The 20,465-nt window shown below is 33.9% G+C and carries 17 protein-coding genes, 2 tRNA genes and 1 pseudogene; 5 read left to right on the top strand and 15 right to left on the bottom strand.

The features are described 5' to 3' along the window. Nucleotides 1-15: 15 nt before the first annotated feature. The 3 genes from uvrB to ACOOWA_RS15560 form a co-directional block, all read right to left on the bottom strand. Nucleotides 16-2,007 (bottom strand): excinuclease ABC subunit UvrB, encoded by a 1,992-nt coding sequence (gene uvrB / locus ACOOWA_RS15570; protein ID WP_421376613.1) that lies wholly within the window; start codon nt 2,005-2,007, stop codon nt 16-18. 152 nt (nt 2,008-2,159) lie between these two features. Next, nucleotides 2,160-3,602, bottom strand: coding sequence for a M56 family metallopeptidase (locus tag ACOOWA_RS15565; protein ID WP_421376611.1), 1,443 nt, complete (start codon nt 3,600-3,602; stop codon nt 2,160-2,162). 2 nt (nt 3,603-3,604) lie between these two features. Further along, nucleotides 3,605-3,976 (bottom strand): BlaI/MecI/CopY family transcriptional regulator, encoded by a 372-nt coding sequence (locus ACOOWA_RS15560; protein WP_421376609.1) that lies wholly within the window; start codon nt 3,974-3,976, stop codon nt 3,605-3,607. A 109-nt stretch (nt 3,977-4,085) separates the two neighbouring features. Here ACOOWA_RS15560 and ACOOWA_RS15555 point away from each other — a divergent pair, with 109 nt between their 5' ends. Continuing rightward, entirely contained in the window at nt 4,086-5,285 is a 1,200-nt protein-coding gene (locus ACOOWA_RS15555) for a PQQ-dependent sugar dehydrogenase (RefSeq protein ID WP_421376608.1), read from the top strand. Between the two features lie 67 nt (nt 5,286-5,352). On the opposite strand, the gene ACOOWA_RS15550 is transcribed toward ACOOWA_RS15555, so the two are convergent. From ACOOWA_RS15550 to ACOOWA_RS15535, 4 genes are all read right to left on the bottom strand, one after another. Then, on the bottom strand, nt 5,353-6,729 hold the full coding sequence (locus ACOOWA_RS15550) for a tryptophanase (protein ID WP_421376607.1): 1,377 nt from the start codon (nt 6,727-6,729) through the stop codon (nt 5,353-5,355). An 87-nt stretch (nt 6,730-6,816) separates the two neighbouring features. After that, nucleotides 6,817-7,434, bottom strand: a complete 618-nt coding sequence (locus tag ACOOWA_RS15545) for a DUF502 domain-containing protein (protein ID WP_421376606.1) — start codon at nt 7,432-7,434, stop codon at nt 6,817-6,819. 4 nt (nt 7,435-7,438) lie between these two features. After that, nucleotides 7,439-8,020 carry a tRNA-(ms[2]io[6]A)-hydroxylase gene (locus ACOOWA_RS15540; RefSeq protein ID WP_421376605.1) on the bottom strand — a complete coding sequence of 194 codons (582 nt, stop codon included), beginning with the start codon at nt 8,018-8,020 and terminating at the stop codon, nt 7,439-7,441. A gap of 525 nt (nt 8,021-8,545) precedes the next feature. Beyond that, complete coding sequence (locus ACOOWA_RS15535) at nt 8,546-9,721, bottom strand: acyltransferase family protein (protein WP_421376604.1); 1,176 nt, start codon at nt 9,719-9,721, stop codon at nt 8,546-8,548. 198 nt (nt 9,722-9,919) lie between these two features. Here ACOOWA_RS15535 and rplU point away from each other — a divergent pair. After that, a pseudogene (gene rplU / locus ACOOWA_RS15530) lies at nt 9,920-10,297 on the top strand (50S ribosomal protein L21); the annotation flags it as partial. A gap of 31 nt (nt 10,298-10,328) precedes the next feature. Next, nucleotides 10,329-10,586: a 50S ribosomal protein L27 gene (gene rpmA / locus ACOOWA_RS15525; RefSeq protein WP_034677604.1), complete on the top strand. Its 258-nt coding sequence runs from the start codon at nt 10,329-10,331 to the stop codon at nt 10,584-10,586. A gap of 59 nt (nt 10,587-10,645) precedes the next feature. On the opposite strand, the gene ACOOWA_RS15520 is transcribed toward rpmA, so the two are convergent. The 6 genes from ACOOWA_RS15520 to ACOOWA_RS15495 all read right to left on the bottom strand — a co-directional run bounded on the left by ACOOWA_RS15520 (nt 10,646) and on the right by ACOOWA_RS15495 (nt 16,632). Next, complete coding sequence (locus ACOOWA_RS15520; protein ID WP_421376603.1) at nt 10,646-11,476, bottom strand: T9SS type A sorting domain-containing protein; 831 nt, start codon at nt 11,474-11,476, stop codon at nt 10,646-10,648. 96 nt (nt 11,477-11,572) lie between these two features. Continuing rightward, on the bottom strand, nt 11,573-14,101 hold the full coding sequence (locus ACOOWA_RS15515) for a DUF5686 family protein (protein WP_421376602.1): 2,529 nt from the start codon (nt 14,099-14,101) through the stop codon (nt 11,573-11,575). 230 nt (nt 14,102-14,331) lie between these two features. Then, nucleotides 14,332-14,405, bottom strand: a tRNA-Asn gene (locus tag ACOOWA_RS15510). A gap of 183 nt (nt 14,406-14,588) precedes the next feature. Then, nucleotides 14,589-14,662: transfer RNA gene (locus ACOOWA_RS15505), tRNA-Asn, on the bottom strand. An 80-nt stretch (nt 14,663-14,742) separates the two neighbouring features. After that, entirely contained in the window at nt 14,743-16,089 is a 1,347-nt protein-coding gene (rseP, locus tag ACOOWA_RS15500; protein ID WP_421376601.1) for an RIP metalloprotease RseP, read from the bottom strand. A gap of 105 nt (nt 16,090-16,194) precedes the next feature. Then, entirely contained in the window at nt 16,195-16,632 is a 438-nt protein-coding gene (locus ACOOWA_RS15495; RefSeq protein WP_421376600.1) for a DUF6646 family protein, read from the bottom strand. 97 nt (nt 16,633-16,729) lie between these two features. Here ACOOWA_RS15495 and ACOOWA_RS15490 point away from each other — a divergent pair, with 97 nt between their 5' ends. Beyond that, nucleotides 16,730-17,482, top strand: coding sequence for a nitrilase-related carbon-nitrogen hydrolase (locus ACOOWA_RS15490; RefSeq protein ID WP_421376599.1), 753 nt, complete (start codon nt 16,730-16,732; stop codon nt 17,480-17,482). 142 nt (nt 17,483-17,624) lie between these two features. After that, on the top strand, nt 17,625-18,443 hold the full coding sequence (locus ACOOWA_RS15485) for a hypothetical protein (RefSeq protein WP_421376598.1): 819 nt from the start codon (nt 17,625-17,627) through the stop codon (nt 18,441-18,443). 48 nt (nt 18,444-18,491) lie between these two features. Here ACOOWA_RS15485 and ACOOWA_RS15480 read toward each other — a convergent pair whose 3' ends face one another. Together ACOOWA_RS15480 and ACOOWA_RS15475 are read right to left on the bottom strand one after the other, a co-directional pair. Beyond that, on the bottom strand, nt 18,492-18,791 hold the full coding sequence (locus tag ACOOWA_RS15480; protein ID WP_421376596.1) for a thioredoxin family protein: 300 nt from the start codon (nt 18,789-18,791) through the stop codon (nt 18,492-18,494). A 31-nt stretch (nt 18,792-18,822) separates the two neighbouring features. Next, nucleotides 18,823-20,232 (bottom strand): MBL fold metallo-hydrolase, encoded by a 1,410-nt coding sequence (locus tag ACOOWA_RS15475; protein ID WP_421376594.1) that lies wholly within the window; start codon nt 20,230-20,232, stop codon nt 18,823-18,825. Nucleotides 20,233-20,465: the final 233 nt, after the last annotated feature.

Below are 20,465 nucleotides of genomic sequence, written 5' to 3'. Positions count from 1 at the left end.
TGGAATCTTTTAAAATCAGCCTTTTAACGCAACAATTTCATCCCTCAATTTAGCAGCTTTTATAAAGTCCAGATTCTTCGCAGCTGCTTCCATTTCCTTTTGTTTTTGGCTGATTATCTTTTCTACATCTTCAGAAGAATAATTGGCTTTTGTTTCAGCAACTTTTTGTATAATTTCTTTTTGGGTATATTTTTCGTCCGGGAAATCTTTGCTTCTTCCGACAAGATTTTCGGAGATTTTTTTATTTAACGCAGTCGGAATTTTCCCATGTTCTTCATTATGAGCAATCTGTTTTGCTCTGCGGTATTCTGTTTCATCTAACGCAGCCTGCATAGATTTTGTGATTTTATCGGCATACATTATCGCTCTTCCGTTGATATTTCTTGCGGCTCGACCAACAGTCTGAATCATCGATCTTCGGCTTCTCAACATCCCTTCTTTATCGGCATCTAAAATAGCAACTAAAGAAACTTCGGGTAAATCTAAACCTTCTCTCAATAAATTGACACCAATTAAAACATCAAAAAGCCCGAGACGAAGATCCTGCATAATCTGAATACGTTCCAACGTTTCAACATCAGAGTGAATATATCTGGTTCTGATTCCGAATTTTGTAAAATATTTAGTCAGTTCTTCTGCCATTTTTTTTGTCAGCGTTGTTACTAAAACTCTTTCGTCAATCTCCGCTCTTTTTCTGATTTCTTCAATCAAATCATCAATCTGATTTAAAGAAGGTCTTACTTCAATTATCGGGTCTAGAAGTCCTGTTGGGCGGATGATTTGTTCAATATATTCTCCGCCTGTCTTTTCCAGTTCATAATCTGCAGGAGTTGCGGAAACATAAATAACCTGATTTTGAATGGCTTCAAATTCCTCAAACTTCAAAGGTCTGTTGTCCATCGCAGCGGGAAGTCGGAAGCCATATTCCACCAAAGCTTCTTTGCGGCTTCTGTCGCCTCCGTACATCGCATGAACCTGCGGAACGGTAACATGACTTTCATCAATGACCATTAAATAGTCTTTCGGAAAATAATCTAAAAGACAGAAAGGTCGTGATCCGGGAACTCTTCCGTCGAGATAACGGGAATAATTTTCAATTCCCGAACAATATCCTAATTCTTTAATCATTTCAAGATCAAGCTCAGTTCTTTCCTGAAGTCTCTTTGCTTCCAAAGGCTTTTCAATAGATGAGAAAAAGTCTACCTGCTTTACCAAATCATCCTGAATATCTCTGATTGCACCGTTCAATGTTTCTTTCGTGGTTACGAAAAGATTCGCAGGATAAATCTGGATCGATTCAAAATTTGACGTTACATTTCCTGAAACGGGATCAAAACTTTGTATTTTTTCAATTTCATCTCCAAAAAACTGAATTCTTATTCCATTATCTGCATAAGCCGGATAAACATCAATTACATCTCCTTTTACACGGAATGTGCCTCTTTGGAACTCTCCCAATGTTCTGGAATATAGAGCATTAACTAAAGAATGGAGTAATGATGTTCTCGTGGTTTTCTCTCCAATTTCTAGAGAAATTAAAGATTTATGAAACTCCGAAGGGTTTCCGACACCGTAAATGCATGAAACTGAGGCAACGATCAAAATATCTCTTCTTCCCGAAAGCAGACTTGCGATAGCAGAAAGTCGCAGTTTTTCTACTTCTTCATTAATACTTAAATCTTTCTCAATATACGTTCCTGAGCTTGCAATATAGGCTTCAGGCTGATAATAGTCATAATAGCTGACAAAATATTCAATTGCATTTTCAGGATAAAATTCTTTAAATTCCATAAAAAGCTGGGCTGCCAAAGTTTTGTTGTGTGCCAAAACCAAAGTTGGTTTTTGTACATTATTCACAACATTGGCAACAGTAAAGGTTTTTCCGGAACCGGTAACCCCAAGCAAAGTCTGATATTTTTCACCGATTTCTATTCCGGCAGTTAATTTTTCTATTGCTTTAGGCTGATCTCCCGTTGGTTGATATTCTGATTGAAGTTTGAATTGCATATAACAAATTTAGGAAATAAAAAATGCAGGAAAAAGGAGTAAAGTCATAAATTATTATTTCTGATTTTAAGACATTTAATGTGATTAAAAATAAAAAACCGCAAAGCATACACTTTACGGTCGGTTGACATATCATTCGATGAATTGTATATTTATTGTGTTTTTTTGAAACTTTCAAAACTCATCGTTAATGGCATTTTGTATTGATAAGCTACAATTTCACCATCTTTTGTAGCAGGTTTCCAGGTTATATTTTCATTTGCCAACTTTATAACACGGTAGGCTTCATTATTGAATTTTTCGTTTCCGCCAGATGTTTTAATATCTTTTACCTTACCATTCTCATCTACAATAAAGGTTATAGTAGATTTTAGTATTCCTTCATCTCCATTCAGGATAGAGCCATCAAAATTTGAAGAAATAAAATTTCTCAGTTTGTTAGCACCACCCGGAAATTCTGCAGGGACTAAATCAGCAGCAACCCCTTGAACAGCTTTGGAAATATCTTCAACAGTTTTATCTTCTAATTTATTTGAAGCTGTGTTTACATCTGTAATTTGTGCTTTAGCATTTCTTTTTAATGGAATGGTGTCTTTTCCTTTTATAAATTCTTCTAATATTAAATCGGTAGATACGACATCATTTTTTTTAATATTATGATTGTATTTTAGGTGGGGATTATTAGACTGCACTTTGGAAATTACATTCTCCTTTTCCTGAATTAAATTTTCGTTGTTGTCTTTTGCATAGGTTTTTTCTGCAAAAACAATTGCCAAAATTGCAAATGAAGGAATTGAGAAATATTTTTTCGTCTTCGCAAACTTTGAGTTTTTACTTGTCATCATAATAAATCTTTTTTTAGTGTTATTAAAATTAAATTGGTGTATTAGAGCTAAATTTTGTTGTTTTAAAATTTCCTGTAAAATCAACTCCTGATATTTTTTTACATTTTTATTCTCGAGAATTACGCTTTCATCAGCAATAAATTCATGATTGTTGATCATCGCATTTTTATAGAAATACATAAATGGATTAAACCAAAGGAGAGCTTTTAAGATCTCTACAAAAAGAATATCAGCAGAATGTTTTTGTTTCACATGAATCTCTTCGTGAAGAAAAATAGCACTGTCAATTTTTGAATCTTTCAAATAATTTTCTGAAAGGTAGATGGTATTCCAGAAGCTGAAAGGTGCAAGATTCTGCTTTAAAAGAAATACCTTTCTGTTCTGATAAATGATTTTTCGTCCTTTTAATCTTTTAATTTTAATAACTGAATAAACAATTTTTAAAAGTAAAATTACTGTAACGATAAAAGACGCGATGATAAGAAATTCTGTAAAATCAAAACTTTCCTGCTGAGCAACTGAAGCTTGTAAAGCAGGCTGTTCAATTTCTTCTACAAAAGCAGTTTCAGGAATTTCTTTTTCAACCTGTTTTGTTTCTAGCGTCACAAAAGGAATTGAAAATGAAAAAATCAAAGCCAAAATCAGATAAAAACGATTAAATATAAAAGTTCTTTCTTTTGCCAGAAATAAATAATATAAACCCAGCAAAACTCCCGAACAAATAATAGTTTTTAGAATAATAGTTTCCATGATTACTCTTTTATTTCTTTGTCGATAATATCACGAAGTTCTTTCAATTGTTTCTGTGAAAACTTTGAGTTTGATGTAAAAAATGAAGCAAACTGCGTCACAGAACTGTTAAAAAAACGGTCAATCATAGAAGTCATTTCTTCCTTGAAATATTCTCCTTTCTCTACTTTGGGAAAGTATTCACGAGAGTTTCCATAGAGTTTGAAGCCTACTAAATCCTTATTCTGCATTCTTTTCAAAAGTGTGGCAACGGTGGTTGCAGCAGGTTTTGGTTCGGCATAAGCTTCCAGAATATCTTTCATGAACGCTTTTTCTTTTTCCCAAAGAATATCCATCAAATTTTTTTCAGAATTGGTTAATTTTATTTCATTCATATTCTACAATATTTTATTTCTTTCTACAAATGTAGAATAAAAATTTAATTATACAAATTTTTATGGCATTATTTTTCCACTTAAAAAATAAACCAACTTTAATGTTATTATGAATAAATTACTCTTACCCATTTTATTAGCTTCTGCCACAACGATTGTTTCTTGTCAGGGAAAAGGAAAGCCCAGCGAACCTTCAGCAAAAGAAGAAAAAGCAAATACTGATTATAAACCAGCTTTTGCCGGGCAAACCAGAATTAAAGCAATAAAAACACAGACTCCTTATCAGGTCGAAGTTTTAACTAAAGATTTAGGCAGACCTTGGGGAATTATCAATTTACCGGATGGAAAGTTTTTAATTACCGAAAAAACAGGCTTTATGAATGTTGTCTCTGCTGATGGAAAAATGATTTCAAAAATTAATGGTTTTCCAAAAGTGGATTCAAAAGGTCAGGGCGGGATGCTTGATGTTGCGCTCGATCCGGAATTTAAAACAAATAATATTATTTATTTCTGCTATTCTGAACCTTATGAAGGTGGAAATCATACAGCCGTTGCAAAAGGAAAACTATCGGCAGATATGAAAACTATTTCTGAGGTAAAAGTAATCTTCCGTGCAACGCCAACTTATAACGGCGACAAACATTACGGCAGCCGCTTGGTTTTCGATAAAGACGGAAATCTTTTTGTGAGTACAGGTGAAAGATCTGATAAAGAAACCAGAGTGTATGCTCAGAAAACCGATAATTATTTAGGGAAAATTTTAAAAATTACAAAAGACGGAAAACCCGCTGCAGGAAATCCTTTCATTGGAAAAGACGGTTACAGACCTGAGATTTATGCTTTCGGAATTCGCAGTCCGCAAGGTTTGGCTTTGGATGAAAAAGGTCAGCTTTGGGATATTGAAATGGGACCGAGAGGAGGAGATGAAATTAATCTTATTCAGCCCGGAAAAAACTACGGTTGGGGCGATGTAACCTATGGAATTGAATATTCCGGCGAAAAAATAAATAACGGAACAACACAAAAAGCAGGAACTGAGCAACCGGTTTATTATTGGGATCCTGTAGTTTCTCCAAGTGGTGTAACTTTCTATACAGGAAATATTGAAGAATGGAAAAATAATCTATTCATCGCTTGTCTGAGCGGGCAACACATCAATAGAATTGTGATGAAAGACAATAAAGTTATTGGCGAAGAACGATTGCTTTTAGACCAGAAAGAAAGATTCCGTGATGTTCTCAGTGGAATGGATGGAAATCTTTACGGGATTACCGACAGCGGAAAATTATACAAAATATCTAAGAAGTAATTCTACTCAAAAGCAAATGGGGCGCAAAATAACATATTTTGTGCCCTATTTATATTAAATCAATTAATTAAGCTTCTTCTAAATGCACCGTAAAGTGTCTTAAAATTTCAGGTTCCCAGGTAATATTGTACCCATTTGAAATTTCATTTCTTCTTTCATACACATTTTTTACTGCAGCTGCAATGTAATCCATATGATTGTTGGTATAGGTTCTTCTAGGAATCGCCAAACGTACCAATTCTAATTTCGGATAACGGTTTTCTCTTGTTACGGGGTCTCTGTCTGCCAATAAAGTTCCGATTTCCACCGTTCTGATTCCTGCTTCTTTGTAAATTTCCAATCCTAAAGTCTGCGCAGGATATTCTTCACGGGAAACATTCGGTAAGAAATTCAACGAATCAATGAAAACAGCGTGACCGCCAATCGGTTTCTGTACAGGAATTCCGTATTCGATTAATTTATTTCCAAGATATTCAACCTGAGAAATTCTGCTTTCCAGATAAGGAAATTCAGTCGCTTCATCAAGACCCACCGCTAAAGCAGCCATATCTCTTCCCGCCATTCCGCCGTAAGTAATAAAACCTTCATAAATAATTGTGAAATTAGATGCTTTTCTGAAAACTTCTTCGTTATTTAAGGCGATAAATCCACCAATATTTACCAAGCCATCTTTTTTGGAACTCATCGTCATTCCTTCTCCGTAAGAAAATATTTCTTTGCAGATCTCTTTAATGGTTCTGTTATTCTGTCCGGCTTCTCTTTTTTTGATGAAGTAAGCATTTTCTGCAAATCTAGCAGAATCAAAAAATACAGGAATTCCGTATCGGTCTGAAAGTGCTTTTACGGCTTTCATGTTTTCAAGAGAAACCGGCTGTCCGCCTGAAGAATTGCAGGTGATGGTGATTAAACAAAACGGAATCTGCTCTTTCGGATGAGATTTGTAAACCTCTTCCAGTTTTTCAAGGTTGATATTTCCTTTAAATGGATGAAGATCATTAATATCAAAAGCTTCATCAATTGTACAGTCGATGGCGTGAGCTTTTCTTATTTCGATATGTCCTTTTGTGGTGTCGAAATGAGAGTTTCCGGGAATTACATCTCCATCTTTTACCAGAACAGAAAATAAAACATTTTCAGCTGCTCTTCCCTGGTGAGTTGGCAATAAATATTTGAAACCTGTAATACTTTGTACGGTATTGTGTAATTGTTCGAATGAACGGGAACCTGCGTAGCTTTCGTCACCCGTCATCAAAGCTCCCCATTGTCTGTCAGACATTGCTCCGGTTCCGGAATCTGTCAGAAGATCAATATAAACCTGAGAAGATTTTAGATTAAATAAATTAAACTTAGCATCTTTCAGCCATTGTTCTCTTTCTTCTCTTGTAGACTGACGGATTTCTTCCACCATTTTAATACGAAACGGTTCTGCATATGGTAATTCCATGTGATATAATTTTTAGATTTAATTAAAGAAAATTGGTTTGAAAATTAATTCAAATCATCAGATGTATTTAAAGGAGCAAAAAGAATTTTACTCGGGAGCTTTAAATATATTTTCGTCTGAATGAAAACCTGCAACGCCACCGCTAACTGCAAATTTCATTGCTGTAGCTGCAGTCATTCCGATAACAGGTTTTATATTTTTTTCTTCAGTTACAATTACCCAGCCTGAAATTGCATAAGAATGCGGAAGATAAACCGCAACGTAATTGTGTTTTTCAACATCTGCCATTTCTTTTTGTGTAAGAAATCCTATTCTCCAGATTTCAGGATTTTCGTTGGTTTTTACCCAAACCGGATCGCTGAATTTCTTCTTATCGCCTACGAAAGAAGACATCACGTCTTTTGTAGGGGAATAAATATGCTTGATTCCCGGGGTTTTTTCTAAAAGTCTGTCAACCGCATCGACGAAAAATCTTCCCACCACAAATTTATTGCCTAAATAACCTAACAAAGCGGTTACAAATAAGGTTGAAATAAATACCAATCCCGGAATTTCTTTGGCAACCGACGGAATAATATTGTCAATAGAGGTAATAACAAACCAGATTACATAAATGGTCAACCCGATTGGCCCAATAATAATCAACCCCTGAAAAAAGTTTTTCAGGAATATGTTTGTTAGGCTCTCAAAAGTCGGTTTTTTCAATTGTTTATCCGTGTATTGTTTCTTTGTTTCCGTAAGATTTTATGATTTTTGCTTCATATTCCAGCCATTCTTCCCATCTTTTATTTACCTGTTCCGAATCGCCAAGTTCTCTTGCAAACCCGATAAAAGTAGTGTAATGATTGGCTTCAGAAATCATTAGTTCTTTATAGAATTTTTTTAATTCTTCGTCTTTAATATTTTCGGTTAAAACTTTAAATCGCTCACAACTTCTCGCTTCTATCATTGCTGCAAAAAGCATTTTGTCAACAATCAAAGTATCTCTATGCCCTCCTTTTTGAATGAAATTTACCAGTTCATTCACATAATCGTCTTTTCTTGTACGACCGAATTTGTAGCCACGTTTTTTGATGATTTCCAGCACCTGTCCGAAATGTTCTAGCTCTTCCTGTGCAATTGCCAAAAGTTCTGTCACAATATCGGGACGTTCCGGAAGCATTGTAATAAGACCTATCGCGTTGGTTGCTGCTTTTTGTTCGCACCATGCATGATCGGTTAAAATTTCCTGAATGTTGTCCTCTGCAATATTTGCCCACCTTGGATCGGTTGGGAGTTTCAACTTAAACATATGCTAAAAATTTCTGTAAATTTAAAATAATTTACATTAAAATGGAGAATTTATTTAGGCGGCTTTTGAGAGTTAGAAATAATTAAAATAAAATATTAAGACAAATAATTATTTAAAACTGATTAAGGTTTAGGCTAGTTTAATTACGGATGCGTTAAATAATATTTTAATGAATGTCCGTAAATAATAATTTAGTTTTAAAAGTTTGTTTGTCATTCCGGAGGAATCTAAACACAATGAAGTAAAGCAATTTAGATTTCTACGAAATGACAAAATGACTGCTGATTTTAGAGTTATGATTAAAAACGTATATTCATAATATTTTTGGATATTTCCTTAATACATCTTAAAACGTTATAATTCTTTGCAAGTAGTAATAACTTGATTTTAACAGTTTATTTGTTATTCCGGAGGAATCCAAACACAATGAAATAAAGTAATTTAGATTTCTACGAAATCACAAAATGACTGCTGACTTTAATTTTATAATTAAGAATAGACAGTCATAAATTTTATTGTTTAAATTTATTTCGAAGCGGTTTTTCTTCTTAAAAATTCAAGAATTTTCCAGCCAAATGCATCAAATTTCTTTAAACCTGTTGCAATGATGAAAGCTAAAATAACATTAATCACATAAATTAAAATCATCAAAATCCACCAAGGCATCAATTCTTTCATCGGAACGACCAGGAAATATACGAGTGACGAACTGATTCCCTGACCAAAATAAAAGAAAATGGCATTTTTACCGATATAAGTGACAAAATTTTCTTTGGTGATTTTTAAGCGGTTGTAGAAAAAGAAAAGTGTAGCCAGTGAAAAAAATGTCCAAATGACGTATGGAGTCCTGGGTGGAAATTTTGATTTGTTTAACAGCATACTATTTATAAAATCTAAAAATACATTCCAGAAAGCCTTAATTAAAATTGAAAAATTATAATTTAAAGAAAAGATAGAGGAGAAGTTTATTGAGGATAGATAATTTAGGAATTTAAGACCAAAAAATACAAAGAATATTGCGTACAGAAATATTACGAATCCGAGGTGAACTTTTTTCCCTTTGATTCTGTTTGCAAAGAGAAAAATAGTTATATAAAAAGCGACGTAACCTACTTGTCCATTCGGATAAATTTCAGGGAAAATATTAAATATTAATGTTAAAGCAATACAGATTCCGATAAACCAATTGACATGTTTTGGGAAGAATTTTAAAATTAAAACTCCGAAAACGGTTAAAATAAAATAGACTTTCAGATACCAAAAACTTCCCATCACAACAGGAAAAGTATCGGCGTTTGAATATTCATGAAGATACCAATTTCCTAAATTTTGCCACTGTGGAATTGTTGAAATACTTGTTGCAGCATATTTCGATCCGAAATTAGAATACACTTTCTGCAACCATTCAAGTGAGAAAAAAGTAAGTCCGAAAATTTTAAAAAAGTAATCTAAAAAGAAAAGCAGCGTGACGAAAATCATATACGTTATCTGCAGCTTCAGCAATCTGTAAAATGTTTTTTCGATATTTGAGCCTGAAGTAATACCGCTTAACGCATAAAACAACGCAACGTCAAAAACCAAAGAAAATACTCTGAGTTCTGGGATAATATAAAACTGCCCCGACCAAAACGCAGTGTGAATAAAAATAATAGAAAGCGTTGCTAATCCTTTTGCAAAATCAATGTAAAGATCTCTGTTCATCTAATTGTAGATAATTTTACCAAAAATACGAATAAAACACGTTCTAAATAATTTCAATATTATAGATTTGAATTTGTAAAAGCATTGATCATCTAGAATTAAATTTACACAGGAAGTAGAAAAATTCTCAAAATCATATTGTTACTATCAAAATAATCAGTACATTTGCACCTCGAATTAACTAAAAATTTATAGACAATGTTTGCAATTGTAGAAATAGCAGGGCTTCAATACAAAGTTGAGCAAGACCAGAAGTTGTTTGTGAACCGTTTGAAAGGAGATAAAGGAGGAAAAGTATCTTTCGATAAAATCTTACTTACTGTAAACGGAGCAATCACGGTAGGCGCCCCAGCTGTAAGCGGTATCACTGTAGAGGCAGAGATCCTTGATCATGTAAAAGCTGATAAAGTAATCATCTTCAAAAAGAAAAGAAGAAAAGGTTATGAAGTGAAAAATGGTCACAGACAATCTTTAACTCAAATTCAAATCACTGGTATTACAGGATTTGAAGGTAAAAAAGCAGAGAAGCCTGCTAAAAAAACAACTAAAAAAGCTGACGCTGCTGAAAGCGCAGAATAATTGTTTAACCAAAAAACCTTAGAATAAAATGGCACACAAGAAAGGAGTTGGTAGTTCCAAAAACGGTAGAGAATCTCATTCTAAAAGATTAGGTGTGAAGATTTTCGGTGGACAAGACGCTATTGCTGGTAACATTATTATCAGACAAAGAGGTACTCAACATCACCCAGGTGAAAATGTTGGTATGGGTAAAGATCACACTTTGCACGCTCTTGTTGACGGTAAAGTAGTTTTCAGAAAGAAAGCAAACAACAGATCTTACGTATCTATTGAGCCGAACGCATAATTAAACGCGTTCTATAAAAATAAAATCCTCAACATTTTTGTTGAGGATTTTTTATATTCTTACTTTTTAATGAATTTTTGAGAATTGAGTATTCCTGCAGAGTTTTTCAATTGAATGATATAAGTTCCTGAAGGTAATTGATGTACCGGGATTTTTATTTCAGTATGATCTCCTTTGGTATAATTGATTTGTTTTCCTGTTAAATCAAATATTGATACTTCTGAAATTGTTTTCTCTGATGTGATATTCACGTAATCTGAAGTAGGATTCGGATATATCTTGAAAGCGGTTTTGTGCTTATCGGATTCAGAAGTTGATAAGGTTCCGCTTTTTACGATGAGATTGTCAACATCTAAACCATATCCATACTTTGCAACGCCTTCTAAAGCGATTTGATAGGTTGCTGAAGGATTGGGAAGTGTAATTTCTGTAGAATTTGTCCATGTTGCAACATTGGTATTGAATGTTGTTATAAGAGTCCACGTTCCTGTTGTCGAAGTTCTGTAGTAAATTTTCAATTCATTCTGATCAGAACCCCACAGCATATTTCGATAATAGAAATCTAATTTCGGGTTGGAAACACCGGATAAATCCATTACCGGGCTGATAAATTTGGCTATACCGTCTCTTGAATGTGATCTGGTATCAAACACTGCCATTTTTGCACCCTGATACGGTCCTGAAGATGAGAAATATCCTACACTGGTTGTTGCCTTTATGCTCCAGAATATTCCACTTGTAACAGAAGAGTTCGTTCCCGAAATATATTGGCAAACCCATTGAGCTGAGGTGGGAGAAGTGTCTTCAAAAGTTTCCGTCCATGGGAAACTGGTGACTTGTGCATTGCTTAAAAAAGTTGCAATTGTAAAAAATAATAAAGCTTTTCTCATAAGATTTAATTTGTAAATTATCAACTAATGTACAAAATATTTAAATAAAATGATTAAAACTATGTTTTTTTGATGTGAAATAGATAATAAGGTGTGTTAAAAACCAAACTGGAATCCAGCTTTAATTCCAAATTTAGAAGCATCAGGACGATCAAGATAATTGCCTCTCCAGTTGAAATCTACACGCAGAATTCTGAGATTTCCAAAACCTATATTTTCAATACCAAAACCGTATTCGTAATAAATTTGCTGATCCGGAGCAGAGTATTTTAAATTGTCAACGTTAATATTTTTAGAATCGTCACTCAAAGAACCATAAGCTCCTCTGATAAATGCAACTTCTCTTAATTTTAACTTTTTAATTAGAGGAATAAAAGAAAGAATCTTACCGTTAAAATGATGCTCAATATGCATGGTTGAATAGGTATCTGCTACAAATTCGTAATAATTTAACTGTGCAAAAGTATTCGGAACTAAACCGTAAGACTGGTTTCCTGGAATGATATTCTGTAAAGCTAATGGAACGGTATCGAAGTTTTTTCCAGCTTCAAAGCTGAAAAGAGTTTTACCCCAGCTTCCTAAAAGAATCGGCTTGTAAAACATAAACTGCAGCTTATTGTAATTAAAATCGGCATTGAATAAACCCTCAATTCCTCTCGTATATTTTAAAACAATTGTTGGTGCTAAAGTTCCGTGTTCGTATCTGTCAACTCCGGTTTGAGAAAACTTAGCTCCCGGTCTTGCAATTAAGCTGAACGTAACGTGAGAATCATTTGTGGTTTTCCTTAAATTTCCATTTTGATAATACATTAAATTAAATCCTTCAGGATTGGCAGATTTAATGCTTTGCATTGTTCCGTCAACTCTTATCTGGAAGTTTTTCCAAGGTTCTATTGCTGTAAAAATACTGGTTTGGTTTACCGAACTTAAAGATGCATTTTCACCTCTTGCAAAAACTGTTGAAGATGCGAAAGAACGCGATAAAATTCCGTCTTCCGTGGTTAATTGTACTCCAAGTTGTGTGATGTCTCTTTTTGTTCCGGCTCCTACCATAAAGCGGTTCACACGGTTAAACATATACCGTCCTTCAACTCCGTATTTGAATTGTTGGTCTTTAAAACCATAAGCATTATAAAATTCTACTCTCCAAGGATCATTTTGAGTAAAATAGGTTCTGGCTCCTAATCTGATTCTGTCGCCTTCTACTTCGTTTTTACCATAGATTGAAGTGATTGGTCCCAAATCTATTCCTTTGGTTACGTTGTAATATCTTGAAGCTAATGTTTCGGTTAATTTTACAATTCTATTGAATTTTGGGGTGTGCTGAAGTTTATCAAGCATTTCATAAACCCCTTGTTCTTGTTTCGAAAGAGAATCTGGTCTTGCAGTTGCCCAGAAAGCTTCATCTTTTTCTACAAAGTTGTCATCATATTCTTCTTTTTTTCTTGTGAAAACAGAATCGGCTAAAGGCTTATTAAAATCATATTCCGAATAGTCTACAGAACGTTTTGCGATGATACTTTTTGTATTTTTCTTTTTTGCAAAAGGGGTCATTTCGATTTCGGTAACGAATTTTTTAGGCAGAAATGTTTCATCATCGGGGTTATCATATTCCAGTTCTGTAGAAATTGCATTGATGAAGTTAACGTTGATCTTATTAGTAGATTTTAAAGTAGCTCCTAAAACTGCATAAGAATCGGTGTCAATATAAAGATATCCCTGAAATGCTAAAACCTCTGTTCTTCGAGGTTGATATCTGATTTTATAGGCTCTTTCGCCATGAACGGCTATTGTATCAACTAAATTGTAATCATAAGTGCTAAAGCCATCCGTTCCTACCGGACTTGGGAATCCAATATCGAAATAGTTCAGTGTATTATCGTAAATGTTAATATCACGGTATAAATTTTTTGCAGTAAGCGTAATGACCTGATTATCCTGAAAACCTGACGTTTTCTGAGCAACCAAAAGCTTTTTATTCTTTTTATTCGGTTTATTTTCTCCGAAATTTTTATAAATAGATTCATTTAAAAAAATAGGAAGTGCCATTTTACCGCTTGCTGTAGAATCTGCGTAATCAAATATAAAATCCAGTTTATTAAAAATCTTACGATTCATAAATGCACTGTCCAGATTATTGGCATCAAACTGAATCTTTTCATATTCCTTGAAAGTATAGGTGTCGAATTTCTCTAGACCGTTATTTCTTTTGCGTTTCCAGACCTCCTGCATAATCCGGTATGCGGGATTTTCTTTCTTATTTTTAAATTTAGTTTTTTCGTTGTGAATTACAACCTCTTCGATGCTGTTTACCTTTTCCTGAGAAAGTTTTATGATTAAATTATTGGCATTGTCAGCAGAAACGTCAACAGTTTCGAATGCATAATTTTTTCTCGCAAATTTAAGCTTGTAAATGATGGAGTCAGATTGTACAGTGAAGTTGCCGGAAGTAGTCGTTAATGTGGCTTTATTGCTGTCATTAATGAAAATTTCAACACCTGAAATCTCTTTATTGGTCTTTTCATCTGTAATTTTACCACTTGCCGTGTTTTGTGCATAAGATAATCCTGTGACTAATAAGGAAATATAAAGGAATAAGTATTTTAATTGGTTGGTTGACATCATTCGTTTCTTCGAGCATTTAGCTTAAACAAAAAGTGTGCTGAATATGTCAAAATATGAAATATTTCCATAGATTTCTAATATCGTTCACAAAACTGCAAATGTAACGAAAATAAACCTATGAATATTGCGCTGAAAATCGTATTTGGTAAGGAAAAATGATAATGCACGGAATTGCTAGAAATAAAACATTTTAAAATCAAAAAAGACCTACATAATGTAAGTCTTTTTTGCTCCTCCTCTTGGGCTCGAACCAAGGACCCTCTGATTAACAGTCAGATGCTCTAACCAACTGAGCTAAGGAGGAATGTTCCTCTTTTAAGGTGGTGCAAAGATAATATGAAAAGTAATATCAAGCAAATATTTTTTTATCAAAATTATACGAAACCTGTTATCAGATTATATTTCAGGGATTTAAATTTTAAAATAATTTTGAAAATAGGATAGTATTAAAATCAAAAAAGACCTACAGTAATGTAAGTCTTTTTTGCTCCTCCTCTTGGGCTCGAACCAAGGACCCTCTGATTAACAGTCAGATGCTCTAACCAACTGAGCTAAGGAGGAATGTTCCTCTTTTAGAGTGGTGCAAATATAATACTGATATTTAAACCACACAAGTTTTTTATTTATTTTTTTAAATAAAATTAAAATTTATTGGTAATAATTTTAAAGATGTCTGCTCCGAAAATCAGTAACATTAAGCCTAATAGGAAGATAACGCCAACCATTTGTGCATTCTCTAAAACTTTTTGCGGCACAGGTTTTCCAACAATCATTTCATATAATGTGAAAATAACGTGACCACCATCTAATCCCGGAATAGGAATTAAATTCAGGAATGCTAACCAAACAGAGAACATTGCTGTAAAGCCCCAAAATGCAGTCCAGTCAATTGAGACGCTTCCGTCACTTGCCTTATCTACCGGCATGTTATTGATGATAGCCAATGGTCCACCTACTTTTTTATATCCCTGTACTTTTCTGTTAAAGATTAATTTAAATTGTTTTACTTGGTATGTTAAGCTTTCAATACTTCTTGTAAAACCTCTTCCAATCGATTGTCCGAAAGTAAAATGTTTTGTTTCATAGAATTTTTGAAGTTGCTTATAAGAAGCCAATCCTAATGTCCCTTCTTTTGATACTGGTAAAACAAGCGGTTGAATGGCTCCGTCTCTCATTACATCTACTTTTAAATTTTTTCCTGCATTATTTTGTACAGTTTCTTTAAATTCGTCGTAATAAGAAATCTTCTTTCCATCTGCAGAAACCACTTGGTCACCAACTTTCAAGCCTGCTTGTAAAGTTTTAGGATTATAAATAGAGTCTATTACTGCTGGAAATCTTGGAGTAAGAAATGCCTTAGGGTTCTCGTCTCTGAAAGCCATAGCTTTGCCATCATCATTGGTTGGAAATGTAACTTCTTTTCCGTTTCTCAAAACAGTAATTTCATCACTCAAAAGAACATCTAAAGCCAATTTATCAAGATTATTCTGAGTTTTTCCGTCTACTTTTAAAATTTTATCTCCATCCTGGAATCCCATTCCTTTTGCAACACTCGTATAATTCATTGGAGCATCAACCTTCGCTGTGTCAAAAGAAGTTTCACCATTGAAAAAAGAAAGACATCCGTAAATAATCCATGCAAGGAAGAAGTTTACAGTAACACCACCCAACATGATAATCAGTCTTTGCCAAGCCGGTTTCGCTCTGAACTCCCAAGGTTGTGCAGGTTGCTTTAATTGTTCGGTATCCATGCTTTCATCCACCATTCCGGCGATTTTCACATACCCACCGAAAGGAAGCCAGCCAATTCCGTATTCAGTTTCGCCGATTTTCTTTTTAACAATAGAGAAATAAGGATCGAAAAAGAGATAAAATTTTTCTACTTTGGTTTTGAAATATTTTGCGGGTAAGAAATGCCCGAGCTCGTGAAGAATTACTAAGATAGAGATGCTTAATATAAATTGAAAGATCTTAATTGCTAATTCCATTAATTGTTTTTAGATTATAATTTGCAAAGGTAACAATTATCAAAAGGATGCCAAACAAAAAAGCTCCTCGAAATGAGAAGCTTTGTCATATATTGTGACAGGTTTTTAGAAATTGAAAGAAACGCCTAAACTTCCGTTGTTTCCAACTTCTGCAAAAAAGCCGACCTTGTCGGTAAAGAAATATCTTGCGCCGATGTGCGCTCCAATTCCGAAATCTCTTCCCAAAACTCCCAAATCAACTCCAGGATAAATATCCAGTTGTTCCGGTAATTGTAAAGCTTCTCTCAAGTGAAAATTTACCCGTCCGAAAATAAAAACCCTGTTATCTTTATTGTTGTCTTTATAATTGTCAAAATAGGCATTTCCACCTGCTCCGACAGAGATAAGTTGGTTTAAACCATAGTCATAAGTAGCAGAAATTCCTGTTCCGTATCCCCACGCATTAAGTCCCAAATTTACTTTCTGATCTCCTTTTCCGGTGTATGCTTGCGCACTTACGGTTGCTCCAAGGAACATCATCAATATAAAAACCAATTTCTTCATAGATTTTATTTTTAAATTATTACTAAAGACAATTTGCAGCAAATATAAAACCGAAGTCAATTAAAAGCCGTAATTTTATGGAACTTGAATAGGAAATATGAAAATTACAGGATTAAATTTTAACATCATCTGGAAAGATAAAGCAAAAAACTTCGAACTAATTACGAAACAACTGGAAAGAGATACGGCAGACCTTTTTCTTCTGCCCGAAATGTTTTCTACAGGTTTTTGTATGGATGCAGCTGAGGTTTCAGATAAAAATGAAGAATCTCTGGAGTTTTTAAAGAAAATATCAAAAGAAAAAAATGCAGCTTTTTGCGGAAGTGCTCCAGTTGAAGTTGAAGGTCATTTTTACAACAGAATGTATTTTGTAAAACCAGATTCTGAAGTTGTTTATTATGATAAAAGGCATCTGTTTTCGTTTTCGGGGGAAGATAAAGTCTATACTCCGGGAAAACATAGAGTAGTTGTTGAATACAACGGAATTCGTTTTATGTTGCAGGTATGCTATGACTTAAGGTTTCCTGTTTTTGCAAGAAACAATGATGATTATGATGCGATTTTATACGTTGCCAACTGGCCCGAAAAAAGAGTAGCAGCTTGGGAACATTTATTGAAAGCAAGAGCCATTGAAAATCTATCTTTTGTTTTTGGTTTAAACCGAATCGGAACCGATGGAAATGATCTTTTTTATCAGGAAAGTTCACACTGCTTTTTTGCTGACGGAAAAGAAATTTCGGAGAAAAATGGAAATCTTATTTCTGCAGAATTGGATATTAATGAGCTTAAAGATTTCAGGGAACATTTTCAGTTTTTGAATGACAGGGATAATTTTGAAATTATAATTTAAATATCATTGTAGGTTTAAATATTGTAAATTATTTTAGTTGTATGTCATTGTTTTTAAATAAATACAAGTTTTTGATTGATTTGTTTGAAATTTCTATATTTTAGATTCCGAAAATTATAACAAATTAATTATAAATTATATGATGAAAAGATTACTATTGGTGGGTTTTTGTATTTTAAATTTAGTTGTAACTGCGCAAAAGAATAAAACCTATGATGAAAATGATATTGCCGAATTCCAATTGGAAGACGGAACTTCTTTCAAGGCATATTCTGTTAAAACAGTGACCAAAACGATTAACTGGGGACAGATTATTCTTAATAACTGGATATCTGCTTTTCAATATGTTACTATGGAAGATCATAAGAATAAAGATATAAGTTCTAAAGATGTAAAAAGAGTTCTTTATTATAATGGAGGTGAAGTCGCTCAAATCCAGGAAAAAATCAAAATAAAAAAGGTTGATAAAAAAGGAAATCTATCAAATGACAGTGCAGAAACATTTGAATACCTGCTTTATGATGGTAAAATCAAATTATACAGCTCAAATGTTTTTGAATGTATTGGATTGAGCGCTTGTTATTATACTCATTCCAATTTTTATATTCAGAAAAACGGCGAACCTTACACGGTTTTAGCGGTAAAACAGAAAAGTCAGTTTAATTCTAAAATGGGATCATCAATAGAAAATATTGTTGATGCATTCAGGGCAGTTGGCGGAAGTTGCGCTGCTTTCAATCAGTATCTTAATACTTTTGATAAAGAAATGATGCAAGATAAACAACTGGATAAAAATTTGCAGAAAGAATATATGGAGATCTATAAAACAACCTTAAAGGAAGTGAAAAATGACAGAGAGCAACTCAGAAAATTATTCTATACTGTAGCTGATAAAATACAAAGCAGACAAGCTGAAATTTACCTTGGAATTATCAAAGAATACGAAACGAATTGTCCTTAAAATAAGTCGCTTATTTCAAAATTTTGCTAAAATTATTGGATTTAAATCTTAAATATACTGTTCCAAAAGCTGTGTCAAACGATTCACGTCATGCACACCGCTTTCTTTGTACAGCAATTCTCCTTTTTTGAAAACCGCTAAAGTAGGAACGCCACGAACGCCATATTGAGATGCGATTGAAGGATATTGGTCTACATCAATCTTTACGATTCTTGCGCCTTCACCAATCTTTTCCTTTACTGTCGTTAAAACAGATGACTGCACTTTGCAAGGTTGACACCAGGTTGCGAAAAAATCGATGAGTACAGGTCTTTCAGATTCTATAAGTGCTTGAAATTTTTGTGACATTGTTTTTGTTTTAATTGAAATAAATGAATTTTTACAACGTTTTAGACTGGCAAACAAAATCAGAAACCGGAAGTTTTTCCGTTTTTTTAATTCCGTTAAAACCACCTTCAATTTCAGTAAAGTTTCTGATTCCGTGGGAATTGAGAATGCTTGCGGCAATCATACTTCGGTAACCTCCTGCGCAATGCAAGAAGAAATGTTCAGAGTCATCAACCGTTGATACCCAATCACTGATGGTGTCTAAGGGTCTGCTGTAAGCGTTGTCGACATGCTCGGCAGAATATTCTCCGATTTTTCTTACGTCGATCACTTTAGAATTTTTATTAAACTGTTCCACAAATTCGGTTGGCGAAATTCTTTTCACTTCATCAATTTCTTTCTTAGAATTTTTCCAGGCATCAAATCCGCCTTTTAAGTATCCTAAAACATGATCAAAACCTACTCTGCTTAATCTTGTAATGACTTCTTCTTCAGTTCCTTCATCAGAAACCAGTAACAGTGGGTGTTTTACGTCAACAATAAGACTTCCTACCCATGGCGCAAAATCACCTTTCAAACCGATATTAATAGAATTAGGAATAAATCCTTTGTGAAAATCTGCAGGATTGCGAGTGTCTAAAATCAAAGCTCCCGTTTCTTCGGCAAAATTTTCAAAATCTTCTACTGAAACTGGGTTTAGCCCTTTATTCATTACATCATCAAGACTTTCATAACCGCCTTTATTCATCGCAACATTCATTCCGAAATATTTTGGGGGAGCTGTTAATCCGTCTAAAACTTCTTTAATAAAAGATTCTTTATCTGGCTGATTAAGTGCATAATTGGTTTTTCTCTGATTTCCAAGAATGTCTACCGTTTCTTTCTGCATATTTTTTCCGCATGCAGAACCTGCTCCATGAGCCGGATAAACCGTAATGCTGTCGTCTAACGGTAAAATTTTCGAGTGAAGGCTGTCATATAAAATTCCGGCAAGATCTTCCTGAGTCATGCTTCCTGCTTTTTGAGCCAGATCCGGTCTTCCGACATCTCCTAAGAACAAAGTGTCACCCGTAAAAATGGCAGTTTCAACGTTGTTTTCGTCAATCAGGAGATAAGTTGTGCTTTCCATTGTGTGACCAGGCGTGTGAAGGGCTTTTATTTTAATAGCACCAATCTCAAAAATTTGCTCGTCTTCAGCAATAATCGCTTCAAATTCAGGTTGGGCTGTTGGTCCGTAAACAATCGGTGCGCCGGTTTTTTTGCTTAAATCTAAATGCCCGGATACAAAATCTGCATGAAAGTGAGTTTCAAATATATATTTTAGAGTCACATTGTCTTTTTCCAAGCGGTCGAGATAAGGTTTCACCTCTCTTAATGGATCAATAATTATGGCTTCCTTTTCTGATACAATGTAATAAGCGCCTTGTGCAAGGCATCCTGTATATATTTGTTCAATTTTCATTGATTCTTATTTAAAATAATTATAAAGATACAAAGTAAGGAATTAATTGTAAAGAAATGATAATTCTACCTGATAGTTTCTTTCAATCTTAAAATTCTGAGATTTTGAATCTTCATGGAAGTTATTAATTGTCAGGCAATAAGTTTGTAGTAAAAGTTGATTAAGTTAATAGACTGTTTTATATCATATTTCATAATATGTGTTTTCAAGATAGTTTATTATGAAATTCATAA

The organism is Chryseobacterium sp. GP-SGM7, assembly GCF_049166575.1.
GTDB lineage: Bacteria > Bacteroidota > Bacteroidia > Flavobacteriales > Weeksellaceae > Chryseobacterium.
Note: the sequence above shows the minus strand (reverse complement) of the source record. Positions and strands in the feature narration are given on the sequence as shown.